The following is a 21,032-nucleotide window of genomic DNA, read 5'->3' on the forward strand; positions in this document are numbered from 1 at the left end:
AGCATCTGACAGCACCTATTTTCTTTTTCACAAAAAGAAACAAAAATGTGCTGCGGCACAGGAAGGAGGAAAATAGTGAACTATTTCCATTTGGAAGCTAAAGTTGTGAGTCGTGGTGCAGGCCGTTCCGTCATAGCGGCTGCTGCTTACGCATCCTGCTCTCGACTCTACAACGACTACGATGGACTGACCCACGATTACACCCGAAAGCAAGGTTGTCTGTATAGCGAAGTCTTTCTGCCGCAGTATGCACCGGAGAATTGGAAAGACAGACAGGTGCTATGGGAAGCGGTCGAGTCCGTAGAAAAAACAAAGGACAGCCGACTGGCAAGAGAGCTTGTAGTAGCTTTGCCAGCTGAGTTGTCTTTAGACGATTGGAAAAATATGTTGGAGCGTTTTATCCGAGAACAGGGAACGGATCTTGGTATGTGTGCAGATGTGAACATTCATGACCCATACCCTCCGGGGCATAATCCACACAGCCATATTCTTTTCACGATGCGCCCCTTGGATGAGTATGGCAAATGGCAGGCAAAGACCCAGAAAGAATATCTCTGTAAGCGTGGCGAAGAAGAATGTGGCTTTACCGCTGACGAGTTCAAAGTTGCCAAGACACAGGGATGGGAGAAACAATATATGTATCAGTTCGGGGAGAAAAAGGGGTATTTAACCCCATCTGAAGCAGAGAAAATTGAGGGATGTATCAGAACATCAAAGACACCTAAAAGTACCCGCTATGGGAGACAAAATCCTCTTACAGAGCTTTGGAACAGCGAAGAACAGATATTTGCGTGGCGTAAGAGTTGGGAAATGATTATCAATGAAGAACAGGAACGTCATGGTATTGTTGATCGTGTAGACTGCCGCAGCCATGCCGCCAGAGGACTGACCGAACAGCCGACTGTACACGAAGGCTACCATGCAAGAAAACTGGAATCCATGGGAATTGTTTCTGACCGCTGCGAGCTGAACCGTCAGATCAGAGCAGATAATAAGCTCCTGCGTGAACTGAAGGCATCTGTCAAGAAACTGATGGATACAGCAAAAAATACCATTCCCTCCCTTGCTAAAGCAATGGAATCTCTGCGTGCGAAGATGATTATTTTCTGTTATCAGCTTGGGTATATCTGCAAAGGCAAGAGTAGCATTTCCAAATATGTTGATGCCGCAGATCCTATTCTGGAACGCTATGCGGAGTTGAAACAGGAAATCAGAGAAAAGAGCAGTGAGCAGAAATCCCTTCGCTCTGAAAAGAAAGGTACCTCCATTTTTAATGTCAAAAAGCAGATGGAGCTATCTCAGCGCATTGCAGAACTAACCGAAGATCTGGAAGAACTATGTTCTGAACGAACCATGCTTTTGAACCAGTTGGACTGTGCTGACGATAAGGAAGTAAAGAAAGTAAAAACCAGCGTGTCCACCATGAAAGATACACTGAAAAATCTGGAAGCCAAGGAGGTACAGTTCTCTGCCGAGCTGGATGCAGCACAGAAAGAATTTGCTTCACTACAGGAACAGGTGGCAGACTTTGATCCCATCGACCTGTACAATGCACGACAAGCTATCCGTTCCGAAATGGAGCAGGATGCTGTACACAAATTGCAGGAACGATATACCGACGAATATAGCTATATAACCATGGTTGACGGAAGGCGGGAGGTTTCCCTTATGCTGGATGAATACGCCGAGGAACAAAGAATTCAGCAACTGAAACAGGAGCAACAGCGCAAGTTCCAACAAGAACGCAGGCAGAACCACCCCCTAAAAAAGCAGAAAGACAGAGAACGCTAACAAAATCAGCGGGAGTGCATCGTAAAAATGCACTCCCGCTTTTTAACTGTGTCACAGCAACGAAATCATTCTGCGTCTGGTTCAGAAAGGATTAACTTGCTAATCAAAGCATTAGAAATCTGGTGGTTTTCGATATGAGTAATATGGATATGTAGCCCCTTGAAGTCCAGTTCGATATTCTGCTCCCCGTCGTTAGGAATCATATCCAGCTCGCCAAATACAAGTCCGCTGAAAGTGTCCACATCCTCCATACCAATATCCACACCCAAAGCCTGTTCAATGTCATATAGTTCCACATTGCCGATGATAGCCCAGATATTTTCATCCATTTGCTCGACATGGGGTTCTGCTGCGGCTTCCTCAGCAGTGTCCTCACCTAAATCACCAACCAATTGTTCAATCAGGCCGTTTAATGTCACAATACCTTCAACACCGCCATATTCATCAAGCACGATGGCCATGATATTGCTGCTTTTTTTCATTTTGCGGAATAGGACATCTGCCTTAATAGTTTCGGGAACGAAAAAAGGAGCTTTGACAGCATTCTGCATCACACATTCTCGTCCTTTATCGTCTAAGCGGAAGTAATCCTTGGCATTCAGAATACCGATAATGTTATCTGCGGAATCTCCGCAAACGGGATAAAGAGTATGACGGCTGTTATGGATGGTTTTGTTCCATTCTTCCATAGAATCTTCGACCCACAGCATAGTAACATCTGTACGATGGACAGCAATTTCCCTTGCGGTCAGGTCGTCAAATTCAAAGACATTCTGGATGAATTCTTTTTCCTGTTCGTCAATAGCGCCCTTTTCACTACCAGCATCTACCATCATGCGAATTTCTTCCTCGCTGACCTGTTCGTCTTCTTCGTTAGGATCAATGCCCAGAAGTCGCAGAACAGCATCAGTAGAAGCAGATAGGAACCATACAATAGGCTTGAACACGATGGAGATGCCTCTAATTAAGCCGGAAATGCCCAGTCCCAATGCTTCTGCTTTTTTCATTGCCACTCGCTTGGGAACCAGTTCGCCAAAGACCAGAGTAAAATAGGACAAAATCAAAGTGATCAAAACAACGGCGATGGTGTCCAGTGTAGCCCTGGGAACAGTAATCCCCAGATTAATCACCCAATCCACCAATGGATCAGAGAAGTTATCCGCCGCAAATGCGGAACCCAGGAAGCCAGACAATGTGATGGCCACCTGAATGGTTGCCAGAAACTTGGCAGGCTCTCTTGTCAGACGGAACAGGTGTTTTGCTCGTTTATCTCCTTGATCCGCCATCCTTTCCAATTTGGTTAGGGTCAGGACAACTGTTTCTTAGCATTATTCCACTTTCTGCATCCTATATCCAACGCCAATATGAGTCTGGATGTATTGTGGAGCGCCAGGGGTTTTCTCCAGCTTTTTTCGCAGAGTTGCCATAAAAACACGCAGAGAACCAATGTCATTCTCCCAACTGCTTCCCCATACATTTTGTAAAATAAAACGATGTGTCAATACCTTGCCTGTATTTCGTGCAAGTAAACACAGCAGCTTATATTCCATTGCAGTCAGAGACAGCTCATTGTCACCCAGATAAGCACAACCCACAGAATAGTCAATTCGAAGTGGACCGTTTTGATAGACCGCCTGTTCATTGCTCACATTTTGTATCAGCGCAAGGCGGCGCTGGGTAACACGCAGACGTGCCAGTAATTCTTCAACAGAGAACGGTTTTGTTAAATAATCATCTGCACCGGCATCCAGTGCATCAATTTTATCATTATCCTCAGCTCTTGCGCTGATAACAATGATTGGAACGTTTGACCAGCTACGGACACGGCGTATTACTTCCACTCCATCAATGTCTGGTAGTCCCAAATCCAGTAAAATTATGTCAGGATTATGAGAAGCTACTTCCATCACGGCTCCTTCACCGGTGCCTGATGTAATAAAGCGGTAATCATGTGCTCTTAATGTAGTAGTTATCAGATTGCGTACCGGAGCATCATCCTCCACAACGAGGATTTGAAATTTCTTCATGTATTATTACCTCCTCCAGCGGAAGGGTAAAACGGAACACAGAACCATGCGGTAAATTGTCCGTAACATGGATTGATCCGCCATGCGCCTCCACAATAGCTTTGCAGAGGTACAGACCCAGCCCAAGACTGCGGCGATTATCCGCTATTTTATGTTCGCCGCTGTAAAATTTATCAAATATTTTTCCTTTTTCCACGTCGCTGATGCCCTTGCCGGTGTCAGCGATTTTGATTTCCGCCATCCCGTTCTTGCATTCAGCACTGATACTAATCAAGGTGTCCAAAGGTGTGTATTTCAGTGCATTGTCCACAAGATTGATGATGACCTGCACGATCAGTTTTGCATCTACCCGTACCATCAGTAAATCATCCCCATAATTCACAGTGATGGAATGCTTTTTTGCATTGGGGCGGATATGCTGCATCGCTTCCTCGATGATTTCAGAAACCAGCTCTGGAGAGGTTTTCAGCATCATGCGACCTTCTTCGATACGAGTAGAGTACAAAAGATTTTCCACCAGGTTGGTCAACCACATGGAGTCATCGTAAATATCTGCATAAATCTGCTGTTTGGTTTCATCATCAAAGCTATGACTGTTGTGTAAAAGATTGCCTGCATTACCGGAAATCGTTGTCAGTGGAGTGCGTAAGTCATGGGAGATGGCTCGCAGCAGATTAGCTCTAAGTTGTTCGCTCTCTGCCAGAATTGCTGCAGCTTCTTTTTCCCTGATATTCTTCTCATTTTCCAGTGCAAGCGCTGTTTCACCGAGAATAGACAAAAGGATGCTCTTCTCTGATGCATCCAAAGCACCTGCCATTGCATCAATTCCCACGACACCATATATTCGTTCATTGACACGAACAGCAAAATACAGATACTGTGCATCCGGGAAGTTCTTTGTTGTAGCTCCGGCATTATGATTGTTCTGAAGAACCCACTCTGCAACCGCAAGTTCTGTTTCTTCATCGTAAAATCGCTGTTCATCCGAAATGAAAAGTATCGGCTCAGATAATCGTCCACCCTCGTGGTCAAAAATGACTATACTTCGTCCGAGCAGCTTGTTGATCTGCTGTCCGGCAGTTTGCAGAATGGCTAATTTGTTTTCTGCCTTAGACAAAAGCTGATCTGTATCAAAAAGTACCTTTGTTCGTTTGGCGATTTTCTCTGATTGTCGTGCCTGTTCTTTATATCGAATGGCCAATGTACCTGTGATGTACGCCGTTAAAAACATAACTACGAATGTTACCGGATAACCGGTATCGTAAGCTGCGAGCGAGAATCGAGGTGCTGTAAACAGATAATTAAAGATAAATACACTGACTATGGATGAAATCAAGCTGTATATCTGATGGGATGTGGCAATAGATGTCAACAACACACCAAGAATATACACCATTATCATATTTGCATCGGTAAAGCCTATCTCGTGAAACAACAAACTGAGTAATGTTGCCGCAAACAGAATCAGAACGCTCTTTACAGTGTTTTTTATGATTTGCTCGTGATGGTATTTCCTCGCCTTTTTGGGATGATAGGTCGTATCTGCTGCTTTATCTGGAATGATATGAATATCCAGCTCTGGTACATAGGACAACAGAAGTTGTGTTAATGTCGGCTTTCCAAACAGATGCTTTTGGATAGCGGAGCTTTGGCCCAAAACAATTCGAGTAATACCGGAGATGCGGGCAAACTCTGCAATTTGGTACGGAATATCGTCTCCATATACTGTTTCGATAGTCGCTCCAAGCTGTTCAGCCAACTTGCGGTTTTCCTCTAATCGCTTTTTGTTTTCGTCGGTAGCCACTGCAAAATCCGGTGTTTCAACGAATAATGCTGTAAACTGACTGTCAAAGGCTTTTGCCATTCTTGCGGCGGTACGAATGATCTTTGCATTGGACGGTGCCGACGACAGACAGGCGAGGATATGATCCTGCTTGCTGTTAATGTTATTTAGTTTGTTCATTATCCTCACCTCCAATTTTATAATAGATTCTACCATACAAAAGTCCTGATTTCCACCTCGAAAATGTGAACGATCAGTCTAAATAGTCAGCATATCCGCATTTTAGTCTACAATGTTCCATTTCCAATGCTGTAATTACTCGGTCACGATTTTTTGATTTCAAACTCTTTTTCCAAACAACACGAATCCATTTTTCCTCATCCAGATTTTCAACTGTTAGACCAAGCGTGGTTACCAGCATCTTTGTCTTTTCGTATGGAATCCGAACAGAAGCGTATTGTTTCCCCAAAGGTTCTGTGCTGTCATCTGCCAGAAGAAGAATGTCGATACGTTCGTTTATTAGCTTATCTAAGAGATGATTGATTTGTCCACTACTGAGAAAGAACTCAACATGAGGAGCAGATTCAGAATAACTCTCTAATGCAGATGCAATGGAATTCAACAGCATCGGGGTTTCTGCTGCAATATGAATCTTGCATTGGCTATTTCGATTACCTTCGGCGATTAGGCGTTGGTTTTCTTCAATGAAATCTCCGAATCTTACAACAACATAGTATCCAAATGCAAAAGTTGCCAACAGAATTAGTATTAAAAATAGATCCTTCATCAAGAACACTTCCTTAGCCTGATTAAAAAAGGATTGATTATATGCAGAAGCACTTGTGGACGGCTTTTTCCTGTCCTAACACAAGAATTGATTTATTTCGACCAAGCACGGTATCCGGCGTAATGCTCATATTTAATCTTCCGTTCTCACGGATACCAAGGATGTTGATGCCAAACTTTTTACGAATGTCTAACTGTGCAATGGGTTTTCCATTCCACTCATGTGGGATTTCCAATTCAAAAATAGCGTATTCGTTATCCAGTTCAAAGTACTCCAAGATATTATCAGAGGAACAACGGATCGCTGTCCATGCAGCCAACTGCTTTTCAGGGTAGACCACTTCATCTGCGCCATTACGTAGCAGAAACTTTTCCTGTATCCCACGAGATGCACGGGCAATAACCTTTTTAGCACCCAATTCTTTCAGCAGATAAGCGGTTTCCAAAGAGTTTTGGAAGTTATCTCCAATGGCAACAATACAGGAATCGTAATTGCCAATACCCAGAGAAGCAAGGAATTCTTCATTGGTGCTGTCTCCAATCTGTGCATTGGTAACATAAGGAAGCAGCGCATTTACACGTTCCTCACTGGTATCTACTGCCATAACCTGATGTCCCATAGTGTGCAGCTTCATAGCAATAAACTTGCCAAATCGTCCAAGACCAATCAATAATACCGATTTCATAACAGAACCTCCTTGTTCTTAACCTACCGAGATTTTCTCGACAGGGAGTTTTGATAATGTGTTTTTTGTTGCCGGCAGTGTAGCGAAGATCAGCGTCAGCCCACCAACTCTGCCGATATACATCTGTGCAATCAGAATCAGTTTGCTTATAGCTCCAAGTTCCGGTGTGATACCCAGTGTCAAACCGACTGTGCCAACCGCCGATGCACTTTCATACAGGCAAGTTACAAGCGGAAGATTTTCCAGTTTACTGATTGCTATGCCACCAAGAAGAAATAACGAAATATACATAAAGAACACCGTTGCCGCATTTTTTACGGTATCATCATCGATGCGTCGCCCGAAGAAACAACCATTCTGACGTTTTTGAAAGACTGCCGCTGCGACAGATATCATTACTGCAAAGGTAGTAACTTTCATACCTCCTGCCGTAGAACCGGGTGCACCGCCGATGATCATCAACAATGATGTAATCATCTGTCCAGTTTCGCTCATTGCATTCAAGTCCACGGTGTTAAAGCCTGCTGTTCTCGGCGTAACAGCTTGGAACAAGGCTCCCCAAAAGCGTTCTGCAAACGGAAGATGTGCCAGTTCGAAAAAGAAGAAGTAGACTGTTGGAACCAGTATCAATCCTGAGGTAACAGTAAGGATAACTTTGCTTTGCATACGGTATCGCTTTATGTGGATGCCGTTGGTGCAAATATCTCTCCAAGTCAAAAATCCAAGTCCGCCGATGATAATCAGTAGCATGATTGCCAGATTGATAATTGGATTCGCAGCATATCCCATCAAAGAATTAAACAGAATACCATCATTTACAATGTCAAAACCGGCATTACAGAAGGCTGAGATGGAGTGAAATACTGCCATCCAAAGACCTTCGCCAAATCCGTAATCCCCGATGAACACAGGAGCCATGATCGCTGCGCCCAAAAGCTCAATAATTACGATGCCTTTCAAGATGAAACCAGTGAATCGGACAATGCCGCCAACCTGCGGTGCGGAAATTGCATCCTGCATTGTGCTTCTTTGCATCAAGGAGATTTTCTTTCCTGCTGCCATTGTAATCGCAGCAGCTACTGTGATAACGCCCATGCCGCCGATTTGAATTAACACAATAATGATTGCCTGCCCAAACACTGTCCAATGTGCCGCCGTATCATAAACCACAAGTCCGGTCACACAAACCGCCGAAGTCGATGTCAGCAGACAATCCAGAAACGGTGTAATCTCTCCACTTTTACTGGATACCGGCAGCATCAGAAGCAGCGCACCCAACAATATGACAGCGGCAAAACCGAGAATAATCATCTGAGAGGAGGATAATTTACGTTCCAGTTTTCCCATCTCAACACCTCCAATGTTCGTTTTCATAAATTGTATTATTGCATTTCAACCATAAAATGGGCATTAGCGTGCCGGTTATGGCATTAAATTCGCATTAAGATAAAGACCATCACTGGTTCTCAAATAGAGAACCGTGATGGCCTTCATTTTTAACAATATATCAATTCATTTAAGACGATTTCTTCCGCAGCATTGCGGATATTATTACAAGCACCTACCCAACCCATCTGATCACGAGATTTTAATTCCTCATTTACGCCTTGCTGCTCCTGTATTTGTTGGATCAGCAGTTCCATTCTCTGATGAGCTGTATCATCAATGCTATTTAAGTGAGATACCAGTTTCCCTCCGAACAAAAGCTCTGCGTACAGCCAAGGGCGATGCTCTTTTATGTAGGCTTTACGCATACGACCATACTTTCCATAGTGGGGTTCTTCATCAACCGGCAGTTCCAAATCTGGATAATACATTTCATCTTCGCCAAGTGTATAGGTTCCGCCCATTTCTTCAAAGATTGACTTCATAGAAATACCTCCAATCTGTTTACTTTATTGCTACGCTATGTTATAATACCACAAGGCACATCACATATCAAGATAAGGAGGGTATGAAATGCGGAAAAATGATGACATCATAGCTATCTATTCCCGTAAATCTAAATTTACCGGAAAAGGTGAAAGTATCGGCAATCAGGTAGAACTATGCAAAGAATATGTTCGTGTACATTATGGTGATACCGCTGTAGATAAAGTTGCTGTATATGAAGATGAGGGCTTTTCTGGTGGTAATCTGAATCGTCCGGATTTTAAGATAATGATGGATGCAGCCAAGAAACGTAAGTTTAAGGCTATCATAGTTTACCGTCTTGACCGTATCAGCAGAAACATCAGTGACTTTGCCAGCCTGATTGAAGAACTGGCTCGTCTTGATATTTCTTTTGTTTCTATTAAAGAGCAGTTCGATACAAGCACTCCTATGGGACGAGCTATGATGTATATCGCATCTGTGTTCTCTCAGCTGGAGCGTGAAACCATTGCAGAACGTATTCGTGACAATATGCACGAACTGGCAAAGACAGGTCGTTGGCTTGGTGGTACAACACCTACAGGCTATGCTTCCGAAGCAGTCAAGAGTATTACCATTGATGGCAAGTCTAAGAAAGCCTGCAAGCTGAAACTGATTCCTGAAGAAGCTGATATTGTCAGAATGATTTATGACTTATATATAGAAACGGATTCTCTGACCTTAACCGAAGCTGCTTTGATTAAACAGGGTATCAAGACGAAGAACAACATTTACTTTACCCGTTTTTCCATCAAAGCCATTTTACAGAATCCGGTTTATATGATTGCGGATGAAGATGCTTATAATTTCTTCATTCAGAATGACACAGACCTGTTCTCGGAGAAAGATGCCTTTGACAACAAGCACGGTATTATGGCTTACAACCGCACCGATCAAGAGAAAGGCAGAGCTACAAAGTACCTTCCTGCAAGTGAATGGATTGTATCCGTTGGCAAGCATCCGGGTCTGGTTCTAGGTAAAGTATGGGTACAAATTCAAGAGTCTTTGGAACGCAATAAATCAAAATCTTTCAGAAAGCCACGCAGTAACGAAGCGCTTTTGACCGGCTTGTTATTCTGTAGCTGCGGTGAGCGTATGTATCCGAAAATGAGCAAGCGAAAAACTGCGGATGGAAAGGTGATTTACACCTATGTTTGCAAAATGAAGGAGCGCAGCCAGCGTTCTGTGTGCAACAGTAAAAATGCAAATGGCAATACATTGGATATGGCTGTGATTGAGCAGATTAAAATGCTTGAAGAGGACAGAGATACTTTCATTGCACAGTTGGAACAGAGCCGCAGATTTTATACCGGCAACCGCATGGACTATGAACAGCGATTGGATGATATGCGAAAGGAAACGGCAGATACAGAGAAGAAAATCAATTCTCTGGTAGACTCCCTTGTAGATATGGGTGACAGCCCTGCCAAGGCTCATGTAACCAAACGAATTGAGCAGTTGAACGAGGAATACCAGTCCCTTGAAAAACGTATTCAGGAGCTGGAGGGTCTGACCACACAGCATGCTCTCAGCGATATTGAGTTTGACTTGATGCGTCAGCTGCTGACTGTCTTTAAGGATGGCATTGATGAAATGACCATAGAGCAGAAACGAGCAGCCATCCGCACCATCGTGCGTAAGGTTATCTGGGACGGAGTCAACGCTCATGTGGTTCTGTTTGGTGTGCAGGACGATGAAATCGAATACCCGGAAATCGCTTCTGTTGCTTCTGATAATACAGACGACGAGGACGAAAACGAGGAATTGGTGGCATTTTCTGATGTAGACTACGAAGATGACGATACGGAGGATGACCGCCTGGGAAAAACTAATCCCCTTAGTGCATCAAAAACGCATTGGGGGGAGAATAGCAAATGAAATCCTGATGTCCCTGCGGTTTTCCAAGAAATTTCAAAACGATATTTCACTTTATGAACCGATTGGCACCGATCGGGACGGCAACGAAATCGTCATGCTGGATGTCATCAACAGCGAAACACCTGATTTTGCGGAACAGCTGCATCTTGCCATCGAATCGGAAAAAATGCTGCACGCAGTACAGGAACGTCTCAGTAAACGAGAGCAGATTGTTGTCATTTTTCGCTATGGTCTGTGGGGACAGGAGGAACTGACACAGCAGGAAATCGCCGGACGGCTCGGTATCTCCCGTTCCTATGTATACCGCCACATCTATTGTAAATAAAGTGCTTTAAGAAATCGCTTCCAGCTCGGGGAAGCGGAATTTAATAATAATCTGTTTTGTTTCGGTTAACTCAATTCTTTCAATTAAACTGACAAGTAATTCTCTGCTGGTATATGCAGATTGTAAAAAACGCTGCACCAGTTCTTTTGACAAAGTATCGGAACTGATGGGACTTTCCTTTAATCGCTCTAACTCTTTTAATTTTTCTTCTAAAGTGGTACGTTCTATTTTCATTCGTTGATACATCCGCTCAAAGTCTGTTTCCGTAAGTAAGCCACTAAGGCGATCCATATACATCTTATCCAGATTGTTTGTCAGATTGCTGATTTTATTACGCACTGCATGTATGGCATATTCCTGCTTCAGTTCCTTTTTATCCGTTTGTATCGTTTCTTTGGCAATCGTCTGCAAACGATGCGGATGCAGATATGCCTGACAGATTTCACGTACTTTTTCAATCACTGCGTCTGTAACAACCTGTTCCTTTATGCAGTGGCAGGTACAGACCCCTGCTTTTGTAAATCGCTGATAAGTGCGGCAAACAAAGAATAGTCTGTCCTCTCCTGTTGTCGTCTTACGGTTGATGACCGCAAGCGGATATCCACATTCATGACAGAAAATCAGCCCTTTTAACAGGAAATCATATTTTCTGCTGCGGGTATATTTTCTGCTGTTTAATAATTGCCTTACTTTATGGAAGGTTTCTTTATCAACAAGAGGTTCATGTGTGTTTTCAACGACAATCCATTTGCTTTGTTCCTGTTTGATGCATTTCTGTGACTTGTAACTGATTTTAACCGACTTACCCTGTACCATATTTCCTATGTAGGTTTCGTTCTTCAGCATATCCGAAATACGCTCGCTGGACCAGAGACCGCTATACGGGCCTTTTTGCCGCCTTTGCCAGCCGCAATAGGTTGCAGGTGTCGGAATTCCTTCTTCATTCAGCACCATTGCAATCCTGCGGCAGCTCATGCCGGTCAGAGCCATTGCAAATATGCGGCGAACGATAGGTGCAACCGCCTCATCAATTACAATTTTATTTTTTTCAGTCGGATGCATCTTATAGCCATACACAGGTTTTCCGCCAATGAACTGCCCCTTCTGCTGTTTATCATGCTTTACGCTTTTAATTTTTTTGGATATATCCTTTGCATACATGTCATTCATAATCGCACGAAAGGGTGTAATATCATTTGCGGTGGATTCTATGCCGGTATCAATGCCATCCAGGAGGGAGATATAACGGACTCTTTTCTCCGGAAAATACCGCTCCATATAATGCCCCGTCATAATATAGTCTCTCCCCAAGCGTGATAAATCCTTTGTGATGACCATATTGACCTTTTTTGTTTCAATATCACCAATCATACGCTGAAACGCGGGTCGATTGAAACTGGTTCCGCTCCAACCGTCATCAATGTAAGTATCGTAAACAGATAAACGATGCTGCTGCACAAATTCATTCAGCAGCGATTTCTGATTTGTAACACTTTCAGACGGCCCTTCGCTTTCATCTTCTTTTGATAAACGAATATACAATGCAACATGATAATCCATGGGGTTGCTTATTTCTAAATACATCATATTCCTCCTTGAAATAAGCGACCAGTCACTTTAAATATGGTAACATAGCTTTGTTAGTCATTTCAAGCGAACATGAAAGATATGCTCTGAAATATTCATCCAAAAGTTGTGTTAAGGACTTATTGGATTCTGTATAGATACAATGAACGATAGGTTTTGCTTGTTTCATAATTATCCCCCCTTTGTTCAACGTATGAAAAGAAAGATTTATTTTTGTCTGTCCGGCTATATAAATCATTCCGGAATGTCGGCACAAACCACTCCCCCCCAAAAAACGTCAATCTATTCTCCATTCTTGTCGATATTCTCAGAAGGTCTGCTTTTCATTATACATACATCAGTAGTCTTACACTTCCTGACGGTGGCTTGGGTATATGAAAGGTCATCGCAATCCTATCTTTGCCATAAGTAGGATAAAGGAGCAGATGTTTCTCGCTCGCATATTGCTATGGTCCTGGCGCAATCTCTCCCTACGGCTTTCCCTTTCGGGTTTTCATATGCCCAATTCCGGAATTTGATGATTCAATTTTCAAGGTACAATATTACTAAAAGAAACGAATTTTTTTATCGTGTCTGCGCTTTTTCAGATATACGGATGAAATTTCATAATTGCTGCAATCAATCCAACTTCCAGACTTCTTTTCACTGTTTCATCTACCATTTCTCTGCAATGTCCATTCTCATCCATTACAACGCGCATAGAAAGCTTTTCTATATATGGCTTATAAGTATCAACCACTTCCATCAAAGCTTCTGTATCTCCCGACACAGCCAGAAGTATCGTTTTTGTCTTTAGTTTCTGTTTGCTGCCAAAAATGCTTTTTCTTACATTCTGGCTGAAAAGTTCATTTTGGTTTTTTCTGTTTCTCATTTACCTCTGTATGCACCTCCATCATCTTCCTGATATACTGCAACGCTACATTTCGGTTATACTGCACAGAGCTTTTCGGCATCAGGATGGTTTTTCCAATCTCCTTATCCGTCATATCCGCAAAAAAACTAAGAATTATAATTTCCAATCTTTTCTTCGGTAATAAAAGCAATGCCTGATACAGCATTTCATTTTCGATAAATACCCTGATATGCTCCAGTTCTATCTTTAACGCCAATGCCGGATATGTATCGTAAGTATAATAATATTGTTCCAACTCACCCTCCTCAAAATCAGAAAATACATAGCCCTGCTCTCGCCTTTTCTGTCCTTCGCGTAACAGTTTATAATTTGTATACGTTATAACCTTTTTACAAAAGGCATCAAAGCGCATCTGCAGGCTAACCTCAGAAGGAAGTAAATTCATTTGGTTCACCTCCTTCTAATTGAAGTTTTGTTATATGAAATTCTTTCCTTCTACTTAATACAAGCCAAAAGCTGCTCTCAAAAACCAAACTTTATTCATAATTTTTTGCGCAAAATAAAAAAAGTCGTTTTCCAGTAATCAGAAATTACTAAAAAACGACTTTCTTAATTTTTTTATGCATTAACGAACAGACATCATCCTGTATATAGTATTAAGTATCTCATCACTAATTTTCTTCATCTGGAACCTGCAAATTCACAGGCTCCAATCCTGCTTAATTCCTTTTCTTTCTCGATGCTAACCAGTCATCAATCCCTTTGTATTTCTTATCCCAGCATAACCGATGGACGGAAAATTCATACGCATTTGCCATTTCCATCATCTGCATACAGCTTTTTTCCACATGCGGGTTTGTGTACTTATCCATGTCATAGGCTTCTACGATATTCACTACGCCGTTACGCTTTAGCTGTGCAAAAATCGGTTCTAATGCTCTGTAATGGCTTACGCCTGCCAGCGCAACAAAGGTTTTCTTGCAGAAGGCATGTGCAATATCAGCTTTTAATGCGCCTTCTGTTACATAAACTGTTTTATCCGCCGGATTACCAATGAAATGCACCGGCCCACCTACAGATGTACCACGAAATTGGTTGGAGCTAGAAAACCAGATATACTTTTTATCCTCTATCGGTCGGTCCAAGCGAATCTGGAATCCCTCTATCCTTCTGTCCATAGAACGTATCGGAATCAGAATCCCGGAGGCGTGCTTATTGAAGTTAATGCCATAGGTATTATTCTTTTTCGTATAAAACCCTGGTACACCTTCCAGCACACACTCTCTTGCCATAATCGCAGATACGATTTTATGAAAGCCAAAAGCAGGCGTGCTTTTATAGCCATATTTCACAATCTGCTCTGCATCCAGACCTCGTTCCATAAGATTTTTCTGATGGTCTTTTGATAAAATCAGCTGTGAAAGCAGCATGGAATAGGTCTGATGCCGTGTTTCCGAGTCCGCTTTCGGTATCTGCTCCATATCAGGCGTATATATCGGCTTTGGCAGCGCATCCGCTTTTTTGTTATCATGTAAAATCTCGCAGATCTCTGCAAACGCCTGTGCATTGCTGATCTGAAAGACCTTGCTGTAAAGCTCTATCATTCCACCGCTTTCTCCGCAATAATTGCAACGGAATACATTCTTGGCAAAATTAAGGTTCATTTTGCCTTTCTTATGTCCGCAAAAAGGACAATCCACGTCCATATTGGTGGGCTGTCGGCGGCGAACCTTTAAGTTTAATATCCCCGCAACATCTAAAATGGTAAATGGATAATCACGCATCTATTCGCCTCCTATTTTTCAACTGCCGCAAGCAGCAGTTTTGCGCCTGCGCGGAGCACATTATTTTTTCCGTGATAAGACTCGACGTACCAATTGATTGCACCAGGCTTTTCTACGCAAAGCTCGCCCAGTGTTTTCCCTTTATATGTACCAATCGGAATCAGGTAGTTCTTAGCATCCTCCAAGTTCATTTTCTGCATCAGTTCCTCTACAGGCATAGATGCGTCCCACTCCGCTTTCTTCTGTTCCGATGCTTTCTTTTGCATTTCAGCGGCCTGTGGCATTTCATCCAGCAGTTCTTCCTCCAGTTCATCCTGCCCCATTTCTTCTGATAAACCGCTGTCCGGAATTGTCACAGGTGCATCCACAAGACTTCTGTCCTGTTCCTCTCCCGGTTCGGAGAACTGGATGCCAAAGCCTGCATCTGCCAATGCTCTGCCGACAGCCGCCGTTTCAGCAGTCTCTACATATTTTAGACCATACGCATCATCCTCTTTGCGCCAACGCTGGGCGAATGCACAGGAAATATACGCATCCTCCGCATCATTGCGATTCAGATATACCCTGCTTTCGATAATAGCAAACTCATTCTCCAGCTTTATAATACGCTTTGTAATCTTCCCTTCCGGGTGCATCAGTCGAAACCAGAGTTTTCTATACTTTACATCTAAATAAAACTGCTCCTCGCCATTCTCCCCTGTCAGCCGTCTTAAAAAAGCCGAAGGGTCAAAGCCATCTACCTTATTCAGCCCATTGATGATGGACATATTGTTTACTACTGCTTCGTTCATTGTAATTCTGCTCCTTTCTGCCTGTTAATAAAAAAGCTGAGTCATCAGTTACCCAATCACTCAGCTCTTTCCTAAAGTGTCAGCTGCTCAACTTCTTCCTGTTTTACAGCCTTCTGTTCTTTCTGCTTCATCTTTTCAAATACATCCCTGATTCGTTTTGACAGTATTGTGTTTCGCTGAATGGTATCATTGCGATGCACAGCGGTAAATAATGCACGTTTCTGTCCCACTAAAATCACTTTTTTCTTTGCCCTGGTAATTGCAGTATAAATTAAGGCTCTTTGCAGCATTACATAAAACATAGAAAGCACCGGGATAATAACACAGTCAAACTCGCTCCCCTGACTTTTATGAATTGTTGTTGCATACGCCAAATCAATACTACCTAATTCGTCCATACTGTACTCTTTTATTCTGTTATCAGAAAATGTAACGGTTACAGGAAAATCGGCATCCTTATCTACCATAGACACAAAGCCAATATCCCCATTGCTGACCGTTTCCATATTCTTCGTCTGCATTACCTTATCCCGATATCGAATCGTTCGATTCCCGGAACTGATTTCCAGACGCTTATTCACCGAAGGATTGATCATATCCTGCAATGCAAGGTTCAGCATTACAGCGCCTGCATCACTTTTCACACGGAACGGTGTTAAAACCTGTGTATGCTCTACGCCGTAAATCGAAGTCTGTTTCAGAAATTCGGATTTTATAATCTCAGCCGCTTCCGCTGCATTTTCCGCAGGCAGAAATTGAAAATCATCCCCGTATAACAGCTTGGTTTCTCCCATCTGAATGCTTTGTGCATTTAACGGAATCCGGCTGGTATTCTTCTGGCGGAATACCATATCCAAAACCGTCACAGGCACAATCCCACTTGCAATCATTTCATTCAGTACATTGCCTGCGCCTACGGACGGCAGCTGATTCGCATCCCCTACGAACAGCACCTTTGTTCCTGTACCTAAGCTATGTAACAGATAATACGCCAAGCGCATATCAACCATAGATGCTTCATCCACTACAACAAAATCCGCGGGGATAATAACCTCCTCATAATCAGCGGTATCAGAAGTAAGGTTTAAGGCTGCATGCAGCGTAGACGCATATGGAAAGCCTGTACTCTCCGCCATTTTTCTGGCTGCTCTGCCTGTAGGCGCTGCCAGTAGGATATCTTTTCCCGGGTGCAGCCGTTGATAGACTGCAAGGATACTTTTCAGTACCGTTGTTTTCCCGGTACCCGGTCCGCCTGTAATGATAGAAAAACGATTCTCCATACACATCCGAACTGCCTCTGCCTGCTTCTCAGAAAGCAAAACACCATTTTCCTTCTGCACTTCCTTCAGATGCTGCTCCAATTTTGCACTATGTCTCTTTTTCGCACTTAACAGCTTTGCTGTTATTTTTGCTGTCTGCTCCTCAAAATGGAAGAACTGCGGTAAATAAATCCGTTCTCCATCTACATAGAGCTTTCCGTAAGCACATAAATCCGAAAACGTATTTTTTATCATAGTTTCTGTTACCTCGCCTTTCGGCACCGCTTCAGAAAGCAATACATAAGCCTGTTCCAGCAGAATATCCTGCATAAGAAATAAATCCCCACCGTCTTTTGCTTCTTCCAGAATAAAAAGTATCCCATTTTCCAACCGCAGCGGATCCGCAGGTAAAAAATTGATATTTCTCGCAATCTGATCCACCGTTTTAAAGCCAAAACCGGAAATTTCGCAAAGCAAATACGGCGAATGCTGTATCACATCTACCGAGCGGCTCCCGAAATGCTCCTGTATTTTCTTTGCTTTATTCAGCGTTACGCCATAGGCTCCCAGAAACGTCATAATCTCCTGCATGCTTTTACTGCCTGCATAGGAATCCAGAATCTGTTCCAGACGCTTTTCGGAAATACGCTTTATTTCCAGAAGACGCTTGGGCTCCTTCTCAATCACATCCAGTGTATCTGTCCCGAACCTTGCTACAATTAAATCCGCCGTTGCTTTCCCAATGCCCTTGATTAAACCAGAGGAAAGATATGCTGCAATACCGCTTTTTGTTTTTGGTAATACCTCGGTATAGCTGTCTACATGAAATTGCAGACCATATCTGCTGTTCTCCCATGCACCTGTTAAGGCAAGCATACTATTACGGATTGCAGGCAGATAATACCCGATTACAGAAAAATGGATTTTGTGATCTCTGCCATACCCAAGCTCTTTCGGTATCCCGGTGTCTTCGCTGGCCATTCTAAAGATACAAAATCCATTCTTTTCATTCTGATATATGGTTTTCTCATAAAGTGCAAGTAAGGTTATTTTTGCTCCTTTCTCTGCACAATTCTGATTGTTCCAAGTCATTTCCTTTTGCTCCACTGTTTTATCAGCTCCCTTTATTTTACAATCTTTTTTACCTGAAATACCCTGCTTTCTGTCGTTGTCGCATATTTTTCATAAAGCTTGCTATCGTTTAGTTTCATTTTCTGCAGATTATCCTTGGTAATGCCGGTGCGCTGCATTGGCTTATAGCTGATATGATATTCACTGCCATCTGCGGCAACACATAATCCTTTTGTTGCATTTCCAAGCATTTCCGCAAATTTCGCATACGCCGTTTTGATTTTCTGCTCCAGCTTTCTGGAATTACTGTCAATCGCAGCCTTTTCACTTTTCATACGATAAATCAGCTCTAACGCCTCTCCATAATCACTCTCAATCAAAACCTCATCAGGATTGTTTCTCTGCATCTGATAGCGTTTTAAGCTTGCTAATACCAGATCTCCGTCGCCACCTAAGGCAGGCTCAATTCTGGGTTCCACATACTCCGTCCAAAAAGATTCCTCCTGTAAAATCAGATTTTCCTCAAAATCTAAATCTCTGTCGATTCTGCGAAAGACAAAATCATTTTCCGAGTTCCCGAATAAACACGCGCAATAAGCAATATCCAGATTCTTTACAGCCATATAATGTCTGCACTGTACCTCATAATGATACGGAACAGCATCATTCTCCCATTTCTCCTTTGTATGGATATTAGCCGTCTTACACTCTAAAATACCAACCGTACCATCGGATGTTTCAAAAAAGTAGTCTACGTCCGCCAGCATAAACGGGAATAACGGATGTCGGTACATTACCTTCTCCTGCCAGATGCGAAAACCTGTTTTCTTCGCAAAAATAGCAGCTACTAAATCCTCCAGTCGTTTACCGACCTCCATAGCTACCCATCCGGACGTATTATTATCCTCTGGTTCTCTGCCAAGTTTCTCAAAGTATACATCTCTCGCTGTTTTATACGGCGAAAGACCGATAACGGCAGCTGCATCACTGCCGCCGATTCCATTTCTGCGGTATTGCAGCCATGTTTCTTCCTGCATATCTTCTGTACTGACAAGCACATCTGCTGTATAATTCAAATTTAATCCCATGAATTTTCCCCCTTTACCAATGATACTCTCCTGCAATGTCGTAGTCCTTCCAGCGCAGATGAACGGCTCTTGCGATATTCTCCTCCATCTGTACGATTTTGGAGCCGTCAATGCCTTCACACTGCATCAGATAAATAACCTCTGCAATCTGTAAATATACCTCATATACGCTGCATGGTGCATTTCCGTTCTGAATCCGAAAATCCTCCGAAACTTCCATTGCATACCTTTTCGGTACGCCAACACGTTTCATTACACCGAGCATCGCATTGATTGGATACAGCACATATACATCCATTAAGGACTGCATATTACCCAAAGCCTTGCTATACTGTGCATAAAGTAGATTCAGCTGCTCATCGAATTTTGCAAGGTCAGCCTTATTTTTATGCTGCAATTTCAAAGCACTGCCTAAAGGAATATTTCTCGCTTCAGAGCCGAAAAAAATCATAGGGTACAAATTTGCGCCACTCTGCCCGGTATCGGATGTTGTCAGCCGAAGCCCCAACTGAATCTCCTGATTGGGTAAGCCGTGTTTCTGTAAGCTTTCACGATACTCCTGCAACAAGCTATCCTGATTCTCCAAAGACCATACGGCTGTAGCGATAGAATGGTCATAGGATGCCCCTGCAAAGGTATATCCCGAGAAATTATCCTGTAAATATTCTACCGTTCTGCGGAACAGCTCCGGTGTCTCCAAGACAGCATAATCCGAAGCGTCTCCACCATGAACAGCGGAAATTTTATCCTCACAGAAACGCAGGAGTGCATCTCCACCGGCTACACCCATGCAATAATTCAGAATCTGTGCCAGCTCCGCTTTCTGCACCTTATTCAATGCATTGCCGGATATTCTGGCACGCTCCAGAATTGTCTTAATCGCACAGCTGCGAACCGGGTACAAGTCCTCCTTGACCTTCAGAATCAACCGCGTATGCTCCAGTGTATCCTCAAATACATTTGCCTTGCCTGTTTCTCTCAGTTTTTCCTCAAGCATAGCAGAAATCTGATGTCCCTCTTCGATAGGATAAAATCTGATTTCATTGCTTTTCACCTTTCCCCATTCGGAATTTTCTTCTCGCCGTTCAAGGAATGCAAGAAAATCCTCCTCCTGCCAGAAGCCTTTCCTGAATTCATCCGCAAATACTCTTTCTTCCATTTCTTTTTCCACCTTTCTGTAACATAATATTTTTTCTACTATCAAAGGCATCTGCCTTTTGACCCAAATAAAAAAGGAAGGCATCTTAAACTGTTCACGCTTAAAATCCCTCCTGATTAAAAAACTGTAAAATAAAAAAAGCGCTATTACCTTATGCCGTATAGACATAAAATAATAACGCTCATCATCCTTAAACAACATCTCTCAGCGAATGCCTCGATACCTAACAATGCTTGTACCTTTAGAGTATCAT

At 42.9% G+C, this 21,032-nt stretch carries 18 protein-coding genes; 3 read left to right on the forward strand and 15 right to left on the reverse strand.

Features of this window, described 5'->3' with window-relative positions; all coding sequences use genetic code 11:
• Nucleotides 1-75 precede the first annotated feature (75 nt).
• The gene (mobQ, locus tag EJE48_RS07645; protein WP_118578669.1) at nt 76-1,791 is read left to right on the forward strand and encodes a MobQ family relaxase; all 1,716 of its coding nucleotides are present in this window, start codon (nt 76-78) and stop codon (nt 1,789-1,791) included.
• Between the two features lie 65 nt (nt 1,792-1,856).
• On the opposite strand, the gene EJE48_RS07650 is transcribed toward mobQ, so the two are convergent.
• From EJE48_RS07650 to EJE48_RS07680, 7 genes are all read right to left on the reverse strand, one after another.
• Nucleotides 1,857-3,101, reverse strand: coding sequence for a hemolysin family protein (locus tag EJE48_RS07650; protein ID WP_408608188.1), 1,245 nt, complete (start codon nt 3,099-3,101; stop codon nt 1,857-1,859).
• An 18-nt stretch (nt 3,102-3,119) separates the two neighbouring features.
• Nucleotides 3,120-3,818, reverse strand: coding sequence for a response regulator transcription factor (locus EJE48_RS07655; RefSeq protein ID WP_088108181.1), 699 nt, complete (start codon nt 3,816-3,818; stop codon nt 3,120-3,122).
• On the reverse strand, nt 3,784-5,781 hold the full coding sequence (locus EJE48_RS07660; RefSeq protein ID WP_243107992.1) for a DUF4118 domain-containing protein: 1,998 nt from the start codon (nt 5,779-5,781) through the stop codon (nt 3,784-3,786). Before EJE48_RS07660 ends, EJE48_RS07655 begins: the two co-directional genes overlap by 35 nt.
• Before the next feature lie 73 nt (nt 5,782-5,854).
• The gene (locus tag EJE48_RS07665) at nt 5,855-6,388 is read right to left on the reverse strand and encodes a type 2 periplasmic-binding domain-containing protein (protein WP_124984462.1); all 534 of its coding nucleotides are present in this window, start codon (nt 6,386-6,388) and stop codon (nt 5,855-5,857) included.
• Nucleotides 6,389-6,425: 37 nt separating this feature from the next.
• The gene (locus EJE48_RS07670) at nt 6,426-7,073 is read right to left on the reverse strand and encodes a potassium channel family protein (protein WP_016408403.1); all 648 of its coding nucleotides are present in this window, start codon (nt 7,071-7,073) and stop codon (nt 6,426-6,428) included.
• 18 nt (nt 7,074-7,091) lie between these two features.
• Nucleotides 7,092-8,420, reverse strand: coding sequence for a TrkH family potassium uptake protein (locus EJE48_RS07675; protein WP_124984463.1), 1,329 nt, complete (start codon nt 8,418-8,420; stop codon nt 7,092-7,094).
• 149 nt (nt 8,421-8,569) lie between these two features.
• Complete coding sequence (locus EJE48_RS07680; protein WP_016408401.1) at nt 8,570-8,944, reverse strand: TnpV protein; 375 nt, start codon at nt 8,942-8,944, stop codon at nt 8,570-8,572.
• A gap of 88 nt (nt 8,945-9,032) precedes the next feature.
• On the opposite strand from EJE48_RS07680, the gene EJE48_RS07685 reads away from it, so the two are divergent.
• Together EJE48_RS07685 and EJE48_RS07690 are read left to right on the forward strand one after the other, a co-directional pair.
• Nucleotides 9,033-10,862: a recombinase family protein gene (locus EJE48_RS07685; protein ID WP_124984464.1), complete on the forward strand. Its 1,830-nt coding sequence runs from the start codon at nt 9,033-9,035 to the stop codon at nt 10,860-10,862.
• A 7-nt stretch (nt 10,863-10,869) separates the two neighbouring features.
• Entirely contained in the window at nt 10,870-11,187 is a 318-nt protein-coding gene (locus EJE48_RS07690; RefSeq protein ID WP_016408399.1) for a sigma factor-like helix-turn-helix DNA-binding protein, read from the forward strand.
• A 6-nt stretch (nt 11,188-11,193) separates the two neighbouring features.
• Here the strand turns inward: EJE48_RS07690 and EJE48_RS07695 are convergent, their stop codons facing one another.
• The 8 genes from EJE48_RS07695 to EJE48_RS07730 form a co-directional block, all read right to left on the reverse strand.
• Nucleotides 11,194-12,771 carry a recombinase family protein gene (locus tag EJE48_RS07695; protein WP_118578659.1) on the reverse strand — a complete coding sequence of 526 codons (1,578 nt, stop codon included), beginning with the start codon at nt 12,769-12,771 and terminating at the stop codon, nt 11,194-11,196.
• Nucleotides 12,772-13,357: 586 nt separating this feature from the next.
• Nucleotides 13,358-13,645, reverse strand: coding sequence for a helix-turn-helix domain-containing protein (locus EJE48_RS07700; protein WP_118578657.1), 288 nt, complete (start codon nt 13,643-13,645; stop codon nt 13,358-13,360).
• Nucleotides 13,620-14,072 (reverse strand): sigma-70 RNA polymerase sigma factor region 4 domain-containing protein, encoded by a 453-nt coding sequence (locus EJE48_RS07705; RefSeq protein WP_016408396.1) that lies wholly within the window; start codon nt 14,070-14,072, stop codon nt 13,620-13,622. Before EJE48_RS07705 ends, EJE48_RS07700 begins: the two co-directional genes overlap by 26 nt.
• 274 nt (nt 14,073-14,346) lie before the next feature.
• Nucleotides 14,347-15,411, reverse strand: a complete 1,065-nt coding sequence (locus EJE48_RS07710; RefSeq protein WP_118578655.1) for a CHC2 zinc finger domain-containing protein — start codon at nt 15,409-15,411, stop codon at nt 14,347-14,349.
• Nucleotides 15,412-15,422: 11 nt separating this feature from the next.
• A complete protein-coding gene (locus tag EJE48_RS07715; protein ID WP_118578653.1) occupies nt 15,423-16,202 on the reverse strand; it encodes a hypothetical protein in 780 nt (259 codons plus the stop codon).
• A 71-nt stretch (nt 16,203-16,273) separates the two neighbouring features.
• Complete coding sequence (recD2, locus tag EJE48_RS07720) at nt 16,274-18,553, reverse strand: SF1B family DNA helicase RecD2 (RefSeq protein ID WP_124984465.1); 2,280 nt, start codon at nt 18,551-18,553, stop codon at nt 16,274-16,276.
• A 32-nt stretch (nt 18,554-18,585) separates the two neighbouring features.
• Complete coding sequence (locus tag EJE48_RS07725) at nt 18,586-19,620, reverse strand: YqaJ viral recombinase family nuclease (protein ID WP_118578649.1); 1,035 nt, start codon at nt 19,618-19,620, stop codon at nt 18,586-18,588.
• A 13-nt stretch (nt 19,621-19,633) separates the two neighbouring features.
• Nucleotides 19,634-20,779 (reverse strand): transposase, encoded by a 1,146-nt coding sequence (locus EJE48_RS07730; protein WP_124984466.1) that lies wholly within the window; start codon nt 20,777-20,779, stop codon nt 19,634-19,636.
• Nucleotides 20,780-21,032: the final 253 nt, after the last annotated feature.

Source organism: Anaerotignum faecicola (assembly GCF_003865035.1).
Lineage (GTDB): Bacteria > Bacillota > Clostridia > Lachnospirales > Anaerotignaceae > Anaerotignum_A > Anaerotignum_A faecicola.

What these genes read in the sequence shown, in the direction of transcription:
- EJE48_RS07655 (WP_088108181.1), bottom strand. Translation starts at nt 3,818, where the DNA reads ATGAAGAAATTTCAAATCCTCGTTGTGGAGGATGATGCTCCGGTACGC.
- EJE48_RS07660 (WP_243107992.1), bottom strand. Translation starts at nt 5,781, where the DNA reads ATGAACAAACTAAATAACATTAACAGCAAGCAGGATCATATCCTCGCC.
- EJE48_RS07665 (WP_124984462.1), bottom strand. Translation starts at nt 6,388, where the DNA reads ATGAAGGATCTATTTTTAATACTAATTCTGTTGGCAACTTTTGCATTT.
- EJE48_RS07670 (WP_016408403.1), bottom strand. Translation starts at nt 7,073, where the DNA reads ATGAAATCGGTATTATTGATTGGTCTTGGACGATTTGGCAAGTTTATT.
- EJE48_RS07675 (WP_124984463.1), bottom strand. Translation starts at nt 8,420, where the DNA reads ATGGGAAAACTGGAACGTAAATTATCCTCCTCTCAGATGATTATTCTC.
- EJE48_RS07680 (WP_016408401.1), bottom strand. Translation starts at nt 8,944, where the DNA reads ATGAAGTCAATCTTTGAAGAAATGGGCGGAACCTATACACTTGGCGAA.
- EJE48_RS07685 (WP_124984464.1), top strand. Translation starts at nt 9,033, where the DNA reads ATGCGGAAAAATGATGACATCATAGCTATCTATTCCCGTAAATCTAAA.
- EJE48_RS07690 (WP_016408399.1), top strand. Translation starts at nt 10,870, where the DNA reads ATGTCCCTGCGGTTTTCCAAGAAATTTCAAAACGATATTTCACTTTAT.
- EJE48_RS07695 (WP_118578659.1), bottom strand. Translation starts at nt 12,771, where the DNA reads ATGTATTTAGAAATAAGCAACCCCATGGATTATCATGTTGCATTGTAT.
- EJE48_RS07700 (WP_118578657.1), bottom strand. Translation starts at nt 13,645, where the DNA reads ATGAGAAACAGAAAAAACCAAAATGAACTTTTCAGCCAGAATGTAAGA.
- EJE48_RS07705 (WP_016408396.1), bottom strand. Translation starts at nt 14,072, where the DNA reads ATGAATTTACTTCCTTCTGAGGTTAGCCTGCAGATGCGCTTTGATGCC.
- EJE48_RS07710 (WP_118578655.1), bottom strand. Translation starts at nt 15,411, where the DNA reads ATGCGTGATTATCCATTTACCATTTTAGATGTTGCGGGGATATTAAAC.
- EJE48_RS07715 (WP_118578653.1), bottom strand. Translation starts at nt 16,202, where the DNA reads ATGAACGAAGCAGTAGTAAACAATATGTCCATCATCAATGGGCTGAAT.
- recD2 (WP_124984465.1), bottom strand. Translation starts at nt 18,553, where the DNA reads ATGACTTGGAACAATCAGAATTGTGCAGAGAAAGGAGCAAAAATAACC.
- EJE48_RS07725 (WP_118578649.1), bottom strand. Translation starts at nt 19,620, where the DNA reads ATGGGATTAAATTTGAATTATACAGCAGATGTGCTTGTCAGTACAGAA.
- EJE48_RS07730 (WP_124984466.1), bottom strand. Translation starts at nt 20,779, where the DNA reads ATGGAAGAAAGAGTATTTGCGGATGAATTCAGGAAAGGCTTCTGGCAG.